This is a genomic window from Fredinandcohnia quinoae (assembly GCF_022427965.1).
Lineage (GTDB): Bacteria > Bacillota > Bacilli > Bacillales > Bacillaceae_L > Ferdinandcohnia > Ferdinandcohnia quinoae.
Window position 1 is genome coordinate 30928 of sequence record NZ_JAKTTI010000032.1, and the last position, 20005, is coordinate 50932.

The window sequence follows — 20005 nt, forward strand, 5'->3', positions numbered from 1 at the left end:
AAGTACTCAGTCAGAGGTGCAACTACATGCCGCTTGAAGAGCGGCCGACCAATTAAATATGAGGTTTAACAAAAGGAAGTAATTACCCAACACCTTAGTCGGAGCGATGGTCAATTACTTCTTTTTTCTACTGATGACAAGTGCAATCATTGCCACTATCGCTGCTAACGTTGTAGCTAGAAAAATGCCAAATTGAAATAGCATATTAATTGCTTCATATGTCACCATATAAAACACCCCCTTTCTACAGGGAGTGCCAACCGCCCATCCGCTTTATGTAGTTGCTAGTTTCATATTATCATATTTCCACTTAAACAACTATAAAAATAAAAACAAACGTTCTGTTTAGGATTTCTGATTTATTACGTTGTTACTTCTCTATTTTTCACGACCCTAGTAGTTAACACCACGAAAACAGATGCGATTACAACCATACATACGATTGCTAAAATCGGGTATAGTATAGGAATTCCAAACAGATTAATTGTTCGAAATTGATCAAAGAAAAATTCAACATTCATCATATAGATGAAGGAGAAATGAAAAACATCTTCAATCCAATTAGGCATCATTAGCGTTTCTACTATCAAATACGGTATTGAAAAAATAGCCCCATTAATAATGAGTGAAATCAGTGCATTTTTACAAAGAGAAGAAACGAGCAAAATCAGTAATGCAAAGCTGTATGCTGCTAATAGGTGAAAACCTAATTGAAGCAAATGATATTCGAGCATATTGAAGCCGTACGGTGAAAAATAATATTTAAAATAATACTGAATAGCCGTTGACCAGCCATCATTTCCAAATTGAATGACATTCCAAAAAATATTAAATAATTCCCACGCTGCTACAACAGAAGTCGTATAAATTAGGGAAGCTGCCACCTTTGACCACATTAACGATCTTCTGCCTTTTTTCGCACTCAACATATAGTTATCAACACCTGAACTGTATTCCTGTGTATATATTGTTGATAGTCCAAGTAAAAGTATCGCGCCTGTTAAAAGTATAGAAAAGATACTCGCAAAATCAATGATTTTTTCGGGTCCTTGATTATAGGCAAAATAGGATACATCAACTTTACTAAGTATCGATTTTTCGAGGTCAGTGTTGTAGTTGTTTTCTTTTTTAAGTTCGATTAATCTTTGCTCAACATTCCGTTGCGCATTTTCAGCCATCGCAATCGTCTCATAAATACCCATTCGAATTAATTCCGTTTCGGAAAAATATTGTCCGGTTTCTAATGCATCTTGTTTTTCTATTATTTTTGCATTTTCTATTTCAGCCTGTTCAATCTTTTCTTCAGTTAACGTTCCTTCCCATTGTTTATATATTCCATCTGACATATCACTCTTATGATAAAAGGTAAAGCCTGTTGAGAATATCATTAATAAGATAAATGTAATATAGATGATTTTCTGCTTAAAAATTTTATAAAGTTCAAATTTTAATAACTGCATAATTGGTCATCCTCCTCATCAAAATAGTATAGATATAAATCTTCTAAGTTTGGAATCTCATTTTTTGCATATTGATGAGGTTTTGAATCACTTAAAATACGTAATTGGAATTTATCTTGATTACGGGTAATATTACTGACCTTATACATCGATTGATAATGGGAAACTTCCTTTTCAGCAACCGTTACTTCCCACACCTTATCTTCAATTCCCGCTAGTAATTCTTGTGGAGTTTCCTTTTTTATTAGTTGACCATCCTTTAAAATTAGAACTTCCTTCGCAATAAATTCGATATCTGAAACGATATGGGTAGACAATAACACAATCCGATTTGTTGAGATTTTCGATAATAGATTTCGAAAGCGAATTCTTTCCTTTGGATCTAGTCCCGCTGTTGGTTCATCAACAATTAAGATTTTCGGATCATTTAATAGGGCTTGGGCAATTCCTACACGCCGCTTCATACCTCCTGAAAATTTCCCTACTTTTTCCTTGCGATGTTCAGCTAGCCCGACAAGTTCAAGAACCTCGGCAACCTTCCTTTTTGTTTCCGCTTTTGATAAGCCTTTTAATGAAGCAATATATGCTAAAAACTTCTCAGCAGAAAAGCTTTTATACAACCCGACATGTTGAGGAAGGTACCCAATTAGCTCCCGATAACGGTGGTCCATTTTCACGATATCTTTACCATTTAAATAGACATGACCCGAGCTTGGTCGCATAACACTAGCTAGGATTCGCATTAAGGTTGTTTTTCCTGAACCATTTGCGCCAAGGATTCCGTACACGCCTGTTGTAATCTCAAGCTTTATTTCCTTTAATGCCTTCTTCGTTCCGAAGGTTTTCGTTACTTTATCAATAGTTAAATTCATACGTAATACCCCTTTTATAGATTTGTACCAATTTGATGATAGAAATGATTGCAGAGATAATCGATATGGCAATATAAAAGCTTGTTGGAATGTGATCTACTTTTTCAAAGAATTCAATTTGCATCACCATTGCTCCAACCCCAATCCAAATGATTAGTCCGATTGATAAAGCATAAATATGGCGAATTCGATTCACGACAGCTAGCGTAACAGCTGTAATCATTGTGAATGGTGCAATCCAATATAAGAGCAGCTTCCATACCCAAATAGTAGGATAAATGAAGGTGATACTAGCTGTTAGAACGAGTGTAATTAGGAAGTTGAATCCACCAACAACAACCATCTTCGAAAGAATTAACTCCTGTAAGCTATATTTCAATGACATTTCAAGCTCTGCCATCCCTGTATTTCTACTTTTAAACACCTCAAATAATCCAGTTATCGTTGGTAGTGGTGCTAGTAATAACATCGTTGTATACGGGTCAGACTCAGCTACGAATACCGCCGATACCCCAATCAGTAAAAACAAACAATTCGCGATCCAAAATAATGGACTCATATAGAATATTTCTCGCAAGGAATTCCTCAAAACTGAATGGATTCCTTCATAAAACACTTGCCATTTATCTTCTTTTTCTGGTACGAATGGTCGCATTTTATTTATAGTCATCGTAATTTCTGATTCACTAGGAAATTCTACATCATACTCATCCAACATAAGCATAACCTCTTGTTCAAGCTCGACTAGCTCCTGATCCATCTCATAATCTAGATTCGTATTTTGAGATTCTCTGTTTATCATTTTCTTCACCTCTTTTTAACATAGTTGCTAATTTACCTAGGCCTTGTTTTAATCTCGATTTAACAGTTGAATCACTAGCATTCGTAACTTCAGCTATTTCTTTAATCTTCATATCATGAAAATATTTTAAAATGAGTGCTTCCCGCTGGTATTCTGGAAGGCTATTAATCGCCACCTTCACTTGTTCCCTTGTTTCTTTCCGTTCAAAAATATATGGTATACTTTTCTGTTTACTTTCAATCGTTTCCGGTAATTCAGCTTGTTGGGAAGTCATCTTATAATCCGCACTGCGCCAATAATCACGACAATGATTCACCGCAATTGAATACAACCAGCTTTTAAATGATCCTTTATTTGAAAACGATTGGATTTTTTGCAGCATTTTTATAAAAATTTCTTGTGTCAAATCATATGCCATTTCCTTGTTACCAACCTTGCGATAGACGAAAGCATAGATGGGTTTATAATATTTTCTCGTTAACACTTCCATCGCTGCTTGACTACCATTCAGAATTTCCTCAATAAGCTCCTGATCCTCAGGCATTTTTACCACCTCACCCAGTAAGACGAAATTAGATAAGAAAAGACTTAAATATTTTCCTCATGCAGTACTATTGTAAATTATCCTATATTTTCGTTAGAAAAAGAAAAGAATCCGCCAATAATGACGGATCCCACTTAATTAATCCACTTGTTTTTATTGACCTTGTGCACCACTAATGGTGATGTTGTTACTTCCTTACAAACTTCCTAACTAAATCAACCATTTTAAACATCAACATGAAGCTTTTTCTTGTGTACCGGAATTGATTCAAACCTCCAATAAAATAGGTTTCAAGCTCTGGATGATAAAACATAAAGGTACCTGTTGAACCTGCATTTCCCCACATATTAAATTTCTTTGGCATGAGTACAGGTACATGCTTAAAACCCATTATCCCATAGCCATAATCAATCCCTATCGCAAACTTTGCCCAGTTTCTCATGATCGCTAGGGTTTCTTCTTTGAGAATTTCATAATTCACTAATGCCTTCATAAATATAAGCAAATCTTCCGCTGGTGCAACAATTCCACCACCTGCATAATTAATGCTAAGACTTTGGTTTTTTACTAAATTTAAATGGCCCAAATTTACCTCAGCAACTAGGAAATTACTTTTTATCATTGGTTGGGAATAAGGGTTAACGTAGGTGTGATTCATTCCATATGGTTGAAAAATAGTTTGATGAAGTGCTTCGTGGTAAGTAGTGGCTGTTATTTTTTCAATAATGAGTCCTAATAGATGATATCCAGTGTCTGAATAATGAAACCCTTGCCCAGGTGGAAAATGTGATTTTAGATGTTTTTTAGACCAATCAACGACTTCTAATGGAGTCCAGAATCGGGTTGTGTCATTGATTACCATGTCAATCATTGATTGACCATTTTGTGGTTTATCTTCAAAATAGCAATTTAATCCTGATGTATGATTCAGCAAATGCTTAATTCTAATCTCATTTGAATAGTCTTTTCCCTTATATACATGGAGGTTCTGCATTACGTCATTATCTAAGTACGTTGAAATTTTGTCCTCAAAGGAGATTTTATTTTGTTCTACTAGTATCCCTATTAATACGGCAGTAAATAACTTTGTAATACTAGCGATTAAAAAAGGCTGTTCTGGGTGTGCATCTACCCCCTCAGACGATCCTACAGCCAAATTCAAGTGAATCCCATGTTTTTCTGAGTGCACTAACAAATAGGCATTATGAATTTTATCATCCTTCCTTACCATTTTCCTAAAATGGTTCTCCATTTTTGATCGAATTTCTTCATCTTTCATGTGTCACTCCCCCTTTTTACGTTGTTTTGCAGCCAGAATGATGTCGTTGGCGGTGCTCTCTAATATCATTTCTTCATTGACATCTACAGAAAGCAAACCATTTGCCACCATCACAGATAAGCCAACTTGAAAAATCCGCATTTTCTTTAAGATTTCCATTAACTCTTTATCAGTGAAATCTTTTAGCGCAGTGTCCTTTTTCATTAATTCAACGAGATCTTTCCCCATTGTTTCATCATAATCATTCATATACTCATTTTGCTTCATGACCAAATCCATAAAAAGCACACTATACTCCTTCGCAAATCGTAAGCTAGCTATCCCAATATCACGGAACGGATTACCAGTATCGTGCTCCATTAAAAGCTGATGACTAACACCAAACGTCTTTTTAACTACTTCTGCCTTCAGTTCGTCCACTGTTTCGAAATTCACATATATTGGGGCAATTGAACTTCCGAGCTTCTCTGCCACTTTTCGTATCGTGATGCTCTCTAATCCTTCTATCCTCGCTATTTCAAATGCTGAATCAATGATTTTCCCCTTAGAAAACTTCTTTCTAGGTGGCATTTACTCCTCGCTCCTTTAATATATATCACTTGATATGTATCATATGATATATTATTTTAAATCTTTTGTAAACGGTAATTTATTAATATGGGCATTTATGTGCTGACATAAGAATTATATATAAAGTGACATACGTAAATAAGGCCATCATGAACACTACATGATGACCTTGAAGGGGTGAAACTCATAAATTAGGTCACCGTGAACACCTCATGACGACCTTGAAATTAGGAATAACAATACTCATGGTAACAATTGCTCAGTTATCAAAATAAGTCTATTTTCAATAAAAAATAAGCTGTATAAGCCACCGTGCTCACTCTTTTCAAATTCATCGAATACTTGGTAGGCTAACAAAGAATTTTCTAATATAAACACTTTAATATCTTCATTAACTTCAATATGTTCACTTTCCTCTCATGATTCCTATCATGAACTTAAAAAAAATGGGAACTATTCACAAGTATCTTTCGTCAATTCTATAAATACTTACGAAAGAGGGAGAAAAAATGAAATACATTAAGGTATTAACAATCCTATTTATTTCAACATTTCTATTTTTGGTCTATGCAGAGAATGGCTATGCTTCTAGTATATCGCCCCCAACTACAGGTACACCTTCAGAGGATTTAATTCACGGAAAAGGAAGCACAGAACCTAAACTATTTTCAACATTTTCAAATTTTTTAGTTGATGGTGAATGTGCGATTACGTTAAAATCTAGTACAATTGCAATGGTTAGCGGTAGGACTAGCGTATATTCCTCTGTAGATACAGTAGGTGTTGACCTTTATCTTCAGAGATGGGAACCAGCAACTGAGCAATGGAAGAATATTTTAAATGTGGGGCAGTTTAAAAATGCAAATCATACAATTGCGTCTGGCACAAAAGATATAAAAATTCTAAGTGGCTATTATTATAGAATTCAAGCCCGCCATTGGGCGATAAAAAAGGGTGTAATTGAACAAGAGTATAGTTTGTCAACATTTGTATACGCAAAATAAGAAGGGTATCATGATACCCTTCTACATTGATTCTGCTATTTGAATGATTTCTTCTTTTGTAAGGTGGCCATCGATTGAATAATAGATGGATTGTGTTACCCAGAATAGTTTTGATATCCCTTTACTCCGGTTGATTAGATTTGCTTGATATCCATTTATCTTGATTTGTTCTACATTTACTTCATCTTTATTATAAGACATCCCTAATCCAAATTCGTGACCAGTACTAGTTTGTCTAATTGTGAAATGTTTGGCATTGCTTTTATATTGCAAGTAAATTTCATCGCTTTTCTGATTCTGCTTAGTTAACACTAATACATGCTCTAATTCAAAATCGGTAGGGACCCATTTTGGAATTAAAATAGGGAATGCGGTCTCTTTCTTTGCTTGTTCTAAATCTATTTCATCCATTGTTGTTTCTGATCCTTCTATCACATAATACTCATCCAATGATGGTTCTTTCACGTCTTCAATATGTTCTTCATTCTCACCTACTTTTACAAACAAACTTATCATATTCCCTTCTACTTTGCCGAATATTTCAGTAAGACTTGCAAAGGATGATCCAGATTGGGGGAGAAGGGAAATAAGTATTATACAAACTGCAAGACTTGTTCCAAGCATTACAAATTTCTTTTTTCGCGGTGAAAATGTTCTACTTTTATATTTGTGTTCACGGCGTTTATTAAAGTTTTCCCAAGCTTCATTCGTAGAGGTGATAGGCAAAATATGGTCATATTCTTCTTTAACAGTTTCTTCAATAATTTGATCAAGAACATGTCTGTATTTATCCCCCATTAAAGCCCACCTTCTTTCACATCTATACTACTTCCAATTGAATCTTTTAACATTAATTTGGCTCGGTATATCCTTGATTTAACAGTTCCTACTTTCAGTTCAAGCTGATTTGCAATTTCTTCATCTTTCATATCATAAATATATTTCAGAATGATCACCTGCTTATATTCTGGTTTTAATTTTGATATATTAGATCTGACAATCTCTTTATAGAATTGTTCCTCTATTGCAGCTTCAACAATTGAATCTGATTCAATTTTTTGCATTTCCTTGTCAATGTAGACGTCCTCAGTTGCAATATCGTTCCTTCTTTTTTTCTTCCGTATCATATCAATCGCTGTTGTAGAAGCAATTGTACCTAACCATGCACCGGCTTTTTCAGGTTCCTTTAATTTATGTAGTGCTTTAAACGCCTTTTCAAATGTTTCCTGAACAACATCCTCAGCTAAATAATGATCATTTGTAATCATATATGCAGTCCGATACACCCTGTTATAAAACATTTCAAATAAAATTCTTTCTGCCTGTTGGTCTTTTTTAAATAATTTTTGAAATAATTCTCTGATTAGAACCAACCCCCAACTGATAATTCGTATATTAGTAAATATTCGGTATATCTCCTAGAAATCCTTGAGTACTTTGGTAATTTTTTTGATTGGCAAAAAATTAACCCACCATAATTGGTGGGTCAAAAGTTTTATTCACATAACCTTTAAAATAATTTTCCGAATATTTCGGTTTCCTTCCATATGCGTATGAGCCTGGGCTACATCTTCAATCGGAAATATACTATTTTTTAGCTTCTTCACCCAATGGAGTAATAATTCCATCCATGCTAACATAATTATTTTTTTCCTTGTATTCAACCATTTCGCGATCACTTTTATGATTTGCCCATTTATGAAGGGTGTCTCTGTCGCCATTATAATAATAAAAAGGGACACTAAAACCACATGATGTTTTAACGAGATCAATCTTTGCATGAATAATTTGCCGACTGCCAGGAAGAATTTCAAAATGTGAAGCTATTTCATCCCATTCCTTAGTATCAGGTAAAATTACCCTCCCTTTTCCATATAGTCGAAGGATCATAGGTGCTCCTTCAAACGCGATGAACATAAAGGTAATTCGCCCATTTTCTTTTAGGTGTGCGCTTGTTTCGTTGCCACTTCCTGTTAAATCCAAATATGCGACCTCTGTGGATGAAAAAATCCTTAGTACATCATACCCTTTCGGAGAAATATTTACGTGACCGTCTGTCGAATCTGGTGCTGAACCGACGAAAAACATCTTTTGCTGTTTAATAAACGTTTCATGTTGTGGTAGTAATTCTGGATATACTTTTCCCAAATTAAATCCCCTCACCCATCATTATTTACTTTTTCAGCATTCCAAAAATAATCACTAATTACCTTCGAAAGAGCATCTACTGTATTTTTCAGCTCTTTCATATCATTATCCACACCACCAACTTCGATGAGAATAGAGTTCTCAGATAAATCCTGGTTATAGTTACCATTTCCATCTTCTTTCCCTTTTGGCCACACACCCCTACTTACGCCAGGATATTGTGCCTCAATCGATTTATTTATGGAGGTAGCTAATGCATAGTTTTTTTCATAGTTTTTACTTGCTTTTCCAACTATAAAATATAATTTGGCATATGGTTTTTCATTAATTGTAACTGTCGTTTTTTCCTTTCTTGCGGAGTCCCGATGGATATCAATTAGATAGTCGATATTTGTATGATTCGCGATTACTTCTTGTACAACTGTACGGGATATGTCATATGACCTTGTTGTTCCCCACCCTTTCTCCTTCAATTTCTTACCAATATTCGTTTTATCGACCATTACACCTATCCCTTTTTTCTCTAATCCCTTCCCTAATAATTCACCGACAATCGTAATATTGGTTTTTGAATCAACCGCCTTATTTCCGTCTTGATTATCTGCAAGTCCTAATAAAGGCAAGAATGATTCAAAACTATGTGAATGATAGATTAGAACCTTTTTAGTAGTGGGTGGATCTGTCAGTGGTGGGTCTGGTTCTGATTTAGTGAGCTCCTCCAGCTCCTTTTGTGCCATCTCTCTTTCTTGCAATAGTTCTTCAAGAGGAGGAACTGATTCATACGGCAGTTGTTGTGACTCAACAGCTCCAATCCCATTGTTTTTCTGCGATCTATAAGCAGTAAATCCCGGCAGCTCCTTGCCTATGAAACTACGTATATCTCTATAGTCAATTTGCATCGCACCAAGAGCTACACTTGATAGAGATACCGACTTTTGTTCTGTAGATAATGTTTGTCCAAAATAAGAGTTTTCAAATCTAAAAAGATTAACCATTAATTCAATTGGGAGTTTTTGTACACTCTCTTCTAAATGGTCATTTTTTATATAATCCTTCGTAATTAAGGAAATGCTTGAAGCAATTATAAAAGACCCAATTATAGTAAAGAACATCAACATCGTTATACTTGGCAGCCCATTAATCCTCACATTTATCTTATCCACCCTTCTTAGCCATGTTAATGAAAATATATGCACGGCTTTGAAAGATAGAATGTTTCATGTTTATTCCAACGAAATCTCGATTATATCTTCTAAATGCGTTGTTGTCTGATATCCACGAATCTCCAAACCTGTTGGAATGACTTCTTGATCTGATAAATCCTTAATTATATCCATCTCCATGTTAGTTTCGTAGTAGCGTGCGTATTGATGCCTTTCCATTAAGGTTATATAATCCTTCTCATTTAGGCTCATTTCCTCAAATTCTTTCTGCTCATACACTTTTCCATTTCTATCTACAATCACAAATTCCATATTTACCATTTCAGTGGAAATCGATTCCTCTCGATCGTCTGTGTTGAATTGGAAATCTAGCCTTTCATAGGAGCGTTTTTTTGAATATTCAGCCGTCATGAAGACCTTCGTAGGATTGCCTACTTCTATTTTGTCGATTGAAATTTCACTGCCCTGGTACTCAAAGGATTGTGGGAATCCCTTTGATACATCTATATCGTACGTCTTTTGTTCATTTACAAATGCATACATTGACCCGAAATGTACTTTTATCGTTTTTGGGTCTTCAAAAATAAGTGTTTCAAAGCCCACCTGGGATCCATTGGGATTTCCACTGTAATAAAACGGGTTCCAACCATATATATCAGCTTTAACTATTTTTTCATTGGTTTCGATACTGTCTATATTGAGCGAATAAATATCTCTATTTGATTGATAGTTATCAATGTTGTATTGAAGTATTGTAGCTGTTGGAGCAATTATTAACTTCTCAAACTTTACTGGGACCCCATCAATCTCTACATTCTTACCCAATTCATACACAGTAGAGGGCTGCTTTTTTACAGGAATTTTAAAATTCCATTCACCTTCAGCAAACTCCAACTGTTCTTCAGGTACTGACCAATAATTTTGATTTGCCTTTAATAGCTTTGAAAGCTTTAATTCTATAGTCTCACTTTCAGTAGAAATCGGTTCTGTACTAAATTGACCTCTAAATACATTCTTCTCTTCCGTTTTTAACGGGGTTGGATTAAAAGCATGATTCAATGCACCATTTTCTGTCATAACTGAAATTCCATCATAATTAAACATATATTGATTTTCTTCATTTAAATCTTCAATTTCATAATAAATAAGTGTTTGAAATTCATCGGAAATGGCCGTTTTTATCGTCACTTTCACACCATTGCTCACTTGTTCCAAATTCAGCCGTTCCCCTAAACCACTCGTATAATAAGCACGTATAAGCTCATCTTCTTGTTGGCGCCAATCGGCCCAAGAATAATAGATATTTGTGAAGGTATTTGTTGCCATTCCGGTAAAGAGGATGAGGGCCAGGATCGATGTGACAATGACACTACGCTTGATCCGTCTCTTTTTTAACTTGGTTCTCTTATTTACCGTTTCAATTACTTTTTGATTAACAATGTCCATGAAATGATACGTAATTTCCAGTGCATTCAGTTCACGTTTCAAGGTATAGATTACTTCCTGAAATGCTGATAGCGCCTTTTGACAGGTATCACATTGATGCATATGGATTTCTAATTCAATCTTTTCGGATCTATTCAGTTTTCGTCCAAGATAATCAATGAATTTCTCGTGGTATTCCTTACAGTTTTCAGAAACCGTGTCATTATTCAATAATTGAATGCCTTTATATAAACTTGATTTTACAATCTCAATGGGAACCTGTAGGATGTATGCAACTTCATCCATTGGAAATTCACTTCCATATGTCAACACGATTGAGGCTTTATACGTGTGATCCAAATGTGCTAATACATCTAGTAGCTCACCCTCTGAAGCATGTTCAGGATTATCAGTAGAAAGCTCACGACATTTTTCAATGAAAGCAGAGATTACCCATGTTTCAAAAGATGAATCATCTTTTAATTTATGAATCTCATCAAATACCTTTATAATGATTTGATAAAAAACCTCTTGAATTTCAAGATCATCTTTTAGATAGAGTCTCGCAAGGCTATATAAAGGTGATTTTCGTTCATTAAACCAGTTAAGGATTGGATGAATATCCTTCTCCCCATTTTTGATCAACAAAATGAAATCCGTTTCCGCAGTGATCACAACCTAACATCCCTCCTTTTAGCTGAAATTTTAATCTAGTACAATCTCTTCTCTTTCATCAATATATTTTGTCGTAGAGTAGAAGAATATCTCTAACTGTTTTGGGACAACATGTTCATCAGAATAATCATTGGACAGCTCGATTGTTTCTTTCGTTTTGTAATACCGAGGCTGTTTAAGTTCTATATATTCCGTTCCATCATATTTTTCACCAGTCTTATCAAGGTACACACCCTCGCTACTAGTTATACTCATCGAAAGTGGCTCTCCTCGTATCTCTGTCTTGAATTGAAATTGGATATTTTCAAAAGAGCGATTTTCTCCTAATTCATACTCCATTACAATTTTCGTTGGATTTCCTATCGTGATTTCATTGATTGAAATTATACTGCCCTGGTATATAAAAGATTGCGGAAAATCTTTTGAAACATCGATAGTAACTTTCTTTTCACCAATTACAAATCTTTTAATAGAATCGAAATGAACGTTGAGTAATGTAGGATCATCAAAGTAAAGCGTTTCAAAAGCCCTTGTAGTGTTCAATTTATTTACGTTGCCGTAATTGATACTTTCTAAGTTCCAGGCAAACATTTCAGCTTTAGCCTTTTTCCCCTTTGTTTCAATGCTGTCGATACCAATGTCCTGCATGATATAACTACCTTCCCGATACCCCTCATAATCATATTGAAGCATCGTAACGGTAGGGGCAATTGTAAGCTTTTTAAACTTGATTGGTGTCCCGTCAACTAAAGTTTCCTTATCTACCTTATGAACAGTTGAAGGATGCTTAGTAAAGGGTATTTTAAAATTCCATTTACCCTCAAAATAGTCAATCTGACCACCGGGCTGTGATTGTTGATTAACCTTTTGAAGCTTTGAAAGGTAAAATTCAATTGTTCCAGTTTTAGATAAAGTGGGCTCAATACTCATTTTCCCCTTATAGACTTTCTGCCCATCGTTTTGTACAATTTCAGGATTAGAAACATGATTTAGAATTTGTTCATCCTCCTTAATTTTTACTCCCTCAAATCCAATCATATATTGATTTTCATCATTTAAATCTTCTATCTCATAATAAATAACGGTCTGGAATTCATCAGCAATGGCTGTTTTCACCTTTACTTTTACCCCATTGCTAACCACTTCCATATTTAACCGTTCGCCGATTCCATTTTTATAATAGGCACGTAATAATGGATCCTCTTGTTGACGCCAATCCACCCATGAATAATAGATATTAGAGAAGGTATTTGTTGCAATACCTGTAATTATAAGAAGTGTTAAGAGAGATGTCACAATGACACTAAGCTTAATCCGTTTCTTTTTAATCATGGATTTTTTAGTAACTGTTTCAATTACTTGATGGTTTACTTTCTTTATGATATTCGTGGGGATTTCCAATGCATCAAGTTCACTTTTTAAAGTAAAGATTACTTCCTGAAAAGTAGATAACTTCTTTTGACAGTTTTCACATGTATGTAAATGAATTTCGAATTCAACCTTTTCGGATCTGTTGAGTGTTCTCGCGATATAATCAATACATTTTTCTTCGTATACCTTACAGCTTTCAGAATCTATCTTTCTGCTTAGTAATTGAAGGCCATGTAGTAAACGTGATTTTACTGTTTCTATTGGGGTTTTAAGAATATACGCAGCTTCTTCAAGTGATAATTCGCATATATAGGTTAAGACAATCGGGTCTTTATAGGTATCTTCAAGATCATGTAATGTATTTAATAGCCCATCCTTTGATACTTGCAGTTGATTGTTAGTAGATAGCTCTCGACAATGATGGATAAAAATAGAGGTAAGCCATGCATCAAAATATTGGGTATCTTTAAATTTATGAATCTCATCATATACATTTATAATTGTTTGATGGAAAACTTCTTCCATATCATGATCATTCTTTAAATAAATCCAACCGAGCTGATAAAATAAGACTTTACGTTCATCAAACCAGTCTATTATTTGTCTTATGTCCTTTTCAGATGTAATCAAAGCTGACATCTCTCCTTTAAAACATTGAAACAAGGCGTATCGGTTCCTCTTCCAATTATTCGACAAATATAGCAATAATTCCTTTTTTTACATAAAAAAACGCCAGTCTGGCTAGTTTTTTCCTAAGCCAAACTGACAATGTTATAGTTTAATAGATGTTTCCTTGTCTGATCCATTTTGTTGCAACCCATTTTTCTCCTTTAATTACTGGGATACTTGAGTGCAGGGACATTGGGTCAACTTGTCCTTGGCTATTACCGTATTGAAAATAGACTGCTGAACCCTTTTTAGGAACAATTGAAATACCTGCCTTTGGAAAGACGGTCTCTCCTCCAGCTTCTACATCATTTAAGTACATTAAAAATGTAGCTACTCGTTGTCCCCCTCTGTTCGGATCAACTTTGTTTGAAGGAAAATAATCGAAGTGTGCTTTATATTCATGTCCAATTTTATAATTTAAAATTTGAAGACCTTCTCCATTTTTAATTGGAAAATTCGTTAATTCCGCAATTCGCTTTTCTATCTTTGTTACAAGTGGATTTTCATGCAAATGATAAGACATCCCATAACTTGTTCTACCAGTTGCTAATTTTACCTCACCCGTTTTTGGGTCAATCACTGTGGAAGGCTCTAATCTGTCTTCTGACATTTTAATTAATTCATCACATTCATCATTGCTTAAAGCATGTTCAAGGTGAATTATAACGGGGTTTTCCACTTTTGAAAGTACATTAATTTCACAATCGCTTGTATGAATTTTATTTCCTCTTTTAAAAATTTCTGGCGTCTCATACACATAAGTTCCAGTCATCTTAATTGATTCATTCCGAATAAGTTGAAAAAGCATCGTATAAGAAAGTCTTTGATCATACCCTTTTCTAATCATCGCATCTACGATTGCTTCTGGACTTGTGCCACTTTCCAATGTTTGTACAATCCAATTCACTAGTTCTTTTGGGATTTGCTTTGTCTTTTCCATCTTGACACCTCTAAAATAATCTAGATTTATTTATCGTCATATAAGATAGCTTTCATAATAATTATACTATAATATTTTCTATGTATTTTTAAAATTTCCTAAAAAGTCTTTTTCGAATATAATGGTAATTATATTATAGTAGGAACACGTTAGGGTAGAAGTATAAAACTGTTTTTTTAGTGAGGGATTTTAGTAATTATGGATCATAACATTAATCATCGAAAAACAGAGCATATTCGTCTCTGTCTAACGGAAAATGTAGAAGGTGTTAATAAATCGACTGGATTTGAAGGGATTCAGTTTATTCATAATGCATTGCCGGAAATTAATTTTAAACATATCAGCTTACATACTCATTTTTTGAACAAAGAGTTACAAGCTCCTTTTCTAGTTAGTTCAATGACAGGTGGTTCTGAACTGGCTATTACAATTAATCAAAACCTTGCGATTGCAGCTGAAGAAAAAGGTTGGGCACTTGCGATTGGGTCTACTCGTGCAATGCTTGAGAGTGATACATATAAGGATTCCTTTCTACTGCGAGAACAAGCTCCTACAGTTCCATTTATCGTAAACTTAGGGGCAGTCCAATTAAATTACGGATATGGAGCTGAAGAGGTTAAAAAGATTGTAGATTTGACAAGAGCGGATTCAATCGTTCTTCACTTAAACAGTATACAAGAGGTCATTCAAGATGGTGGGGATTTGAATTTTGAAAACCTTCTTCCAAAAATTGAGCAGGTTTGTCACACACTTGATGTCCCAGTCGGGGTGAAAGAGGTTGGATTTGGTATTGATGGTATGACGGCAAAAAAGCTGTATAATGTTGGCATTTCCTATATTGATGTAGCTGGAGCTGGTGGTACCTCCTGGAGCCAAGTCGAAAAATTACGGACAAAAGACCCTCTGAAGAAAGCAGCAGCGGAAAGCTTTAATAATTGGGGCATTCCGACAAGGGATTGCATTATTTCAGTTAGGAGTAAGCTTCCTGAAGTTCCACTCATCGCAAGTGGTGGAATGAAAACAGGTGTGGATGCTGCCAAAGCCATTACGATTGGTGCCGATATCGTTGGTTTTGCCCGCCAGCTACTGAAAGTGGCAACCGTTTCAGTTGACTCTGTACTAGAAACAATGGAACAAATTGAACTCGAATTAAAAATGACAATGTTTGGCATCGGTGTCAAAAATCTTGGGGAGTTAAAAAATACAAAGCGAGTTAGCGTAATGGGTCGATCCCTCTTAAATGAGAACAGTTAAGCATGATTGTGCATAACTGTTTTTTCTTTTTATTAAATTACTACCAATTAGTGATTGCATACATATGTATACAAACGTATACTTAATTTGTATGATATGATTTTAAAAGATTACTAGAATTCAAAGTGGATTAAATTGGCTCTTTAGCTAATTAGGAGAGGATTATTATATGAGTAAGCTTTTACGTTACCTTGCTCCTTATAAATGGTTTGCAATTTTAGGCCCTTCATTTATGGTGCTTGAGGTAATGATGGATCTTGTTCAGCCGACTATCATGCAGCATATTATCGATGATGGGATTGCTCAAAATGACGATACCTATGTTATTCGGATGTTTGCACTAATGATTGGAGCTGCTGTAATAGGATTATTTGGAGGGATCGGTTGTTCGATTTTTAGTTCACGGGCAGCCATCAATTTTGCTACAGACTTACGAAAGGATTTATTTACTGCGATTACATATTTTTCAGCAAAAAATAAAGATGACTTTTCAATCGGAAAGCTAATTACCAATTTGACAAGTGATGTAGAAACAGTACAACGAGCTGTTTTAATGACAATGAAAATATTTGTACGTGGACCATTATTATTTATCGGTGCCGTTATCATTGTATTTTTTACAGCTCGAGAATTATTTGGATTATTACTGATCATCGTTCCGATTTTAATTATCCTAATTGTCTTTTTCACAACGATGTCAGGGAAGGTATTCGGGGCTGTACAACGTACGATTGATCGTGTGAATACATATATGCAAGAGAACTTGGCCGGTGTCCGTGTGATCAAAGCCTTTAATCGAGGTGAAGAGCAAATTCAACAATTTTCAAGTATTAACAATGAATTAGCGAAACGTGCGATTCGTGCAGAACATGTAGTAGGTGTGCTAGCACCACTTAGTATGTTCGTTGTTAATATCGGGATTGTGGCGGCACTATGGTCGGGAGCTATTAAGGTTGAAGCTGGAACTCTTGAAATTGGAGTTATTCTAGCGTTTATCAATTATTTAACGATTATTATGAATGGAATTATTTCTTCTAGTAATGTGTTAATTCAAATTGCACGTGCATTGCCAAGTGCAAGTCGAATTCAAGAAGTGTTGGACACAAAGAATGACATCGTAAATGCGCAATATCCAATTCAAGCACCGATTCAAGGTGAGATTGAGTTCAAAGATGTTAGTTTTTATTACCACGATAATGGTGAATATGTGCTCGACAAAGTTTCTTTTCATGTGAAGCAAGGTGGGACATTAGGGATAATCGGTACAACAGGTAGTGGGAAATCCACACTTTTAAAATTATTACCCAGATTATTCGAACCTACAGGTGGTGAAATCTTAATTGATGGTCAGCCAATCGAGCAGTATGATCTATTAACACTTCGTCATTCAGTTGGCTTTGCACCTCAAAAAGCATTGCTTTTCTCAGGTTCGATCGCATCGAATTTGCGTTTTGGCGAGTCTGATGCAACAGAAAGGGAAATGGCACTAGCGATGGATATAGCTGCTGCAACGGAATTTGTTTCCCGCTTCTCGAAAGGGACAGAGCATCACCTATCCCAAGGAGGACAAAATCTATCTGGTGGTCAACGACAGCGTTTAGCAATGGCACGAGCATTTATTCGTAAACCACGAATATTGGTGTTAGATGATACAACATCTGCAGTCGATGCAATATCAGAACGTCATATTCAAAAAGGGATTAAACAAAATTTTGATGGTACGACAACGATTATAGTCGCATCAAAGATTTCCTCCATTCGTCATGCCGAGCAAATTTTAGTATTAGAGGAAGGAAAAGTTGCTGGACTTGGAACTCATGATGAACTTTTAGCAACGAATGAAGTATATCAGGAAATTGTAGCCACACAGGAAGAAAGAGGAGGTGTGCTTAGTGAGTAATGGTCCACGAACTGGTCTTGAACGCGGCCCTCGTGTTGGTTCAGGTCCGATAGAAAAGCCGAAAAATCAAAAAGATACTTTACTTAGGATTTGGCATTATTTACAAAAGCAACGCCTTGGGGTTATCCTAGCTATATTTACCGTAGTTGGAGTAACAGTTTTAAAATTAATTGGGCCATGGTTAATTGGAATTATTGTCGATGATTATATTGCGAAGTTTGATATCGAAGGTACCATCATGATGGCTTTATGGCTTGGCGCTTCTTATTTGGCTACTTTTGGTGTGACTTACATCCAAACGGTTGTGATGATTTTCGTTGCACAACGAACCATTCAGCGCATTCGCCAAGAACTGTTTAATAAGTTTCAGCGGCTGCCACTACGTTTCTTTGATCAACGCCAGCAAGGAGATTTAATGAGCCGTGTCACAAATGATATTGATAGCTTAAATATGGCGTTAACCCAAAGTATCACGCAAATACTTTCAGCTATCTTAACTATTGTAGGAACTGCGGCCGCTATGGTTTTACTCGATTGGAGATTAGCAATTGTAACCGTAACGATCATTCCATTAATTGTTTTTGCGTCAAAGCAAATCATTAAGCGCTCAAGTGTGAATTACAAGGCTCGACAACGAGATTTGGGACAGTTGAACGGTTATATTGAAGAGACCATCAGCGGTATTGAAATTGTCACGCTTTTTGGGAAGGAAGCACAAACAGCCCAGCTATTCGAAGAAAAAAATGAACGATTACGCAAATCGGCATTGCGTGCAGAAACCATTTCGGGATTCATGGGACCAATCAATAATGCGATGAATAATTTGGGGCTTGGTCTTGTTATTGGGGTTGGTGCTATTCTATCTGTAAAAGGCTATACATCCGTTGGAGTAATTGCGGCATTCGTCACCTATACACGTCAATTTTTCCAACCGATTAATCAGCTTTCAAACTTACTTAACACATTCCAATCCGCTATCGCCGGTGCAGAACGAGTCTTCGAAGTATTAGATGAAAAAGATGAAACTGTTGACGAATCTGGGACGATTAAAGCTACCCATTTTAACGGTCATGTCGTATTTGAGGATGTTTCTTTTGAATATGAGCAAGGAAAACCAATATTAAAAGGGATTTCTTTTGAAGCAAAGCAAGGAGAAATTATCGCACTTGTCGGACCAACAGGTTCTGGTAAAACTACTGTCATCAATTTATTAACGAGATTTTATCCAATTGATCAGGGTATGATTACAGTCGATGGAGTACCAATTGAGCAATACGAAATGGCTTCACTAAGAAATCATATTGGAGTCGTCCTTCAGGATACGTATTTATTTAGTGGAACAATCCGTGAAAATATCCGTTTTGGTAAACTAGATGCTACAGATGAAGAGGTCGAGAAAGCTGCAAAAATTGCCTATGCACATAAATTCATTCGCCATTTGCCAGAGCAATATGAAACTGCAATTACATCTGGTGGAACAAACTTAAGTCAAGGTCAACGTCAGTTAATTGCGATTGCAAGGGCCATTTTAGAGGATCCAGATATATTAATTCTTGATGAAGCAACTTCGAATGTTGATACACGCACCGAGGTCCATATTCAAAAAGGCTTACAAAATTTAATGCACGGGCGAACAAGCTTTGTCATTGCACATCGCCTGAAAACGATTGAACAAGCAGATCAAATTTTAGTATTGGGTCAAGGTGAAATTTTAGAACAAGGTAATCATGATTCACTCATGATGCAGCAAGGAATTTATTATGAAATGCAGACGAAGCTGCAAGGGGCTTGAGATTTTCCTCAAGTCTCTTTCGTTTTTTTCTGCTCGTTTTTGATAACGGCCGTATTTTTGGATTAATGACCGTATTTTTAATTTGATCATGCACCTGTCAAGTAGACACTCTTAAAAACAGCCATTATGCCGATTTT

General features: G+C 35.6%; 18 protein-coding genes. 4 read left to right on the top strand and 14 right to left on the bottom strand.

Features of this window, described 5'->3' with window-relative positions; all coding sequences use genetic code 11:
* Window positions 1–114: 114 nt before the first annotated feature.
* The 7 genes from MJG50_RS17050 to MJG50_RS17080 form a co-directional block, all read right to left on the bottom strand.
* Window positions 115–228 carry a putative holin-like toxin gene (locus MJG50_RS17050; RefSeq protein ID WP_240256958.1) on the bottom strand — a complete coding sequence of 38 codons (114 nt, stop codon included), beginning with the start codon at window positions 226–228 and terminating at the stop codon, window positions 115–117.
* A gap of 134 nt (window positions 229–362) precedes the next feature.
* Window positions 363–1460, bottom strand: coding sequence for a hypothetical protein (locus MJG50_RS17055; protein ID WP_240256959.1), 1098 nt, complete (start codon window positions 1458–1460; stop codon window positions 363–365).
* The gene (locus MJG50_RS17060; RefSeq protein ID WP_240256961.1) at window positions 1448–2332 is read right to left on the bottom strand and encodes an ABC transporter ATP-binding protein; all 885 of its coding nucleotides are present in this window, start codon (window positions 2330–2332) and stop codon (window positions 1448–1450) included. The genes MJG50_RS17055 and MJG50_RS17060 overlap by 13 nt, the downstream gene beginning before the upstream one ends.
* A complete protein-coding gene (locus MJG50_RS17065; protein WP_240256962.1) occupies window positions 2316–3134 on the bottom strand; it encodes a hypothetical protein in 819 nt (272 codons plus the stop codon). Before MJG50_RS17065 ends, MJG50_RS17060 begins: the two co-directional genes overlap by 17 nt.
* On the bottom strand, window positions 3094–3678 hold the full coding sequence (locus MJG50_RS17070; RefSeq protein WP_240256963.1) for an RNA polymerase sigma factor: 585 nt from the start codon (window positions 3676–3678) through the stop codon (window positions 3094–3096). Before MJG50_RS17070 ends, MJG50_RS17065 begins: the two co-directional genes overlap by 41 nt.
* Before the next feature lie 187 nt (window positions 3679–3865).
* A complete protein-coding gene (locus MJG50_RS17075; protein WP_240256964.1) occupies window positions 3866–4957 on the bottom strand; it encodes a serine hydrolase domain-containing protein in 1092 nt (363 codons plus the stop codon).
* A 3-nt stretch (window positions 4958–4960) separates the two neighbouring features.
* Window positions 4961–5527: a TetR/AcrR family transcriptional regulator gene (locus MJG50_RS17080; protein ID WP_240256965.1), complete on the bottom strand. Its 567-nt coding sequence runs from the start codon at window positions 5525–5527 to the stop codon at window positions 4961–4963.
* 509 nt (window positions 5528–6036) lie between these two features.
* Here MJG50_RS17080 and MJG50_RS17085 point away from each other — a divergent pair.
* On the top strand, window positions 6037–6531 hold the full coding sequence (locus MJG50_RS17085) for a DUF6147 family protein (protein ID WP_240256966.1): 495 nt from the start codon (window positions 6037–6039) through the stop codon (window positions 6529–6531).
* A 21-nt stretch (window positions 6532–6552) separates the two neighbouring features.
* Here MJG50_RS17085 and MJG50_RS17090 read toward each other — a convergent pair whose 3' ends face one another.
* The 7 genes from MJG50_RS17090 to MJG50_RS17120 all read right to left on the bottom strand — a co-directional run bounded on the left by MJG50_RS17090 (window position 6553) and on the right by MJG50_RS17120 (window position 14922).
* Window positions 6553–7329: a DUF4367 domain-containing protein gene (locus MJG50_RS17090; RefSeq protein WP_240256967.1), complete on the bottom strand. Its 777-nt coding sequence runs from the start codon at window positions 7327–7329 to the stop codon at window positions 6553–6555.
* On the bottom strand, window positions 7329–7904 hold the full coding sequence (locus tag MJG50_RS17095) for an RNA polymerase sigma factor (protein ID WP_240256968.1): 576 nt from the start codon (window positions 7902–7904) through the stop codon (window positions 7329–7331). The genes MJG50_RS17090 and MJG50_RS17095 overlap by 1 nt, the downstream gene beginning before the upstream one ends.
* 214 nt (window positions 7905–8118) lie before the next feature.
* On the bottom strand, window positions 8119–8679 hold the full coding sequence (locus tag MJG50_RS17100; RefSeq protein WP_240256969.1) for a pyridoxamine 5'-phosphate oxidase family protein: 561 nt from the start codon (window positions 8677–8679) through the stop codon (window positions 8119–8121).
* 11 nt (window positions 8680–8690) lie between these two features.
* On the bottom strand, window positions 8691–9842 hold the full coding sequence (spoIIP, locus tag MJG50_RS17105; protein WP_240256970.1) for a stage II sporulation protein P: 1152 nt from the start codon (window positions 9840–9842) through the stop codon (window positions 8691–8693).
* 60 nt (window positions 9843–9902) lie between these two features.
* Window positions 9903–11942 carry a DUF4179 domain-containing protein gene (locus tag MJG50_RS17110; RefSeq protein WP_240256971.1) on the bottom strand — a complete coding sequence of 680 codons (2040 nt, stop codon included), beginning with the start codon at window positions 11940–11942 and terminating at the stop codon, window positions 9903–9905.
* Between the two features lie 30 nt (window positions 11943–11972).
* Window positions 11973–13952 (bottom strand): DUF4179 domain-containing protein, encoded by a 1980-nt coding sequence (locus MJG50_RS17115; RefSeq protein WP_240256972.1) that lies wholly within the window; start codon window positions 13950–13952, stop codon window positions 11973–11975.
* A 139-nt stretch (window positions 13953–14091) separates the two neighbouring features.
* Window positions 14092–14922, bottom strand: coding sequence for a 2OG-Fe(II) oxygenase (locus MJG50_RS17120; protein ID WP_240256974.1), 831 nt, complete (start codon window positions 14920–14922; stop codon window positions 14092–14094).
* Between the two features lie 198 nt (window positions 14923–15120).
* On the opposite strand from MJG50_RS17120, the gene fni reads away from it, so the two are divergent.
* From fni to MJG50_RS17135, 3 genes are all read left to right on the top strand, one after another.
* Window positions 15121–16176 (top strand): type 2 isopentenyl-diphosphate Delta-isomerase, encoded by a 1056-nt coding sequence (gene fni / locus MJG50_RS17125; protein ID WP_240256975.1) that lies wholly within the window; start codon window positions 15121–15123, stop codon window positions 16174–16176.
* 169 nt (window positions 16177–16345) lie between these two features.
* Window positions 16346–18076 (top strand): ABC transporter ATP-binding protein, encoded by a 1731-nt coding sequence (locus MJG50_RS17130; RefSeq protein WP_240256976.1) that lies wholly within the window; start codon window positions 16346–16348, stop codon window positions 18074–18076.
* Window positions 18069–19868: an ABC transporter ATP-binding protein gene (locus MJG50_RS17135; protein ID WP_240256977.1), complete on the top strand. Its 1800-nt coding sequence runs from the start codon at window positions 18069–18071 to the stop codon at window positions 19866–19868. The genes MJG50_RS17130 and MJG50_RS17135 overlap by 8 nt, the downstream gene beginning before the upstream one ends.
* Window positions 19869–20005 lie beyond the last annotated feature (137 nt).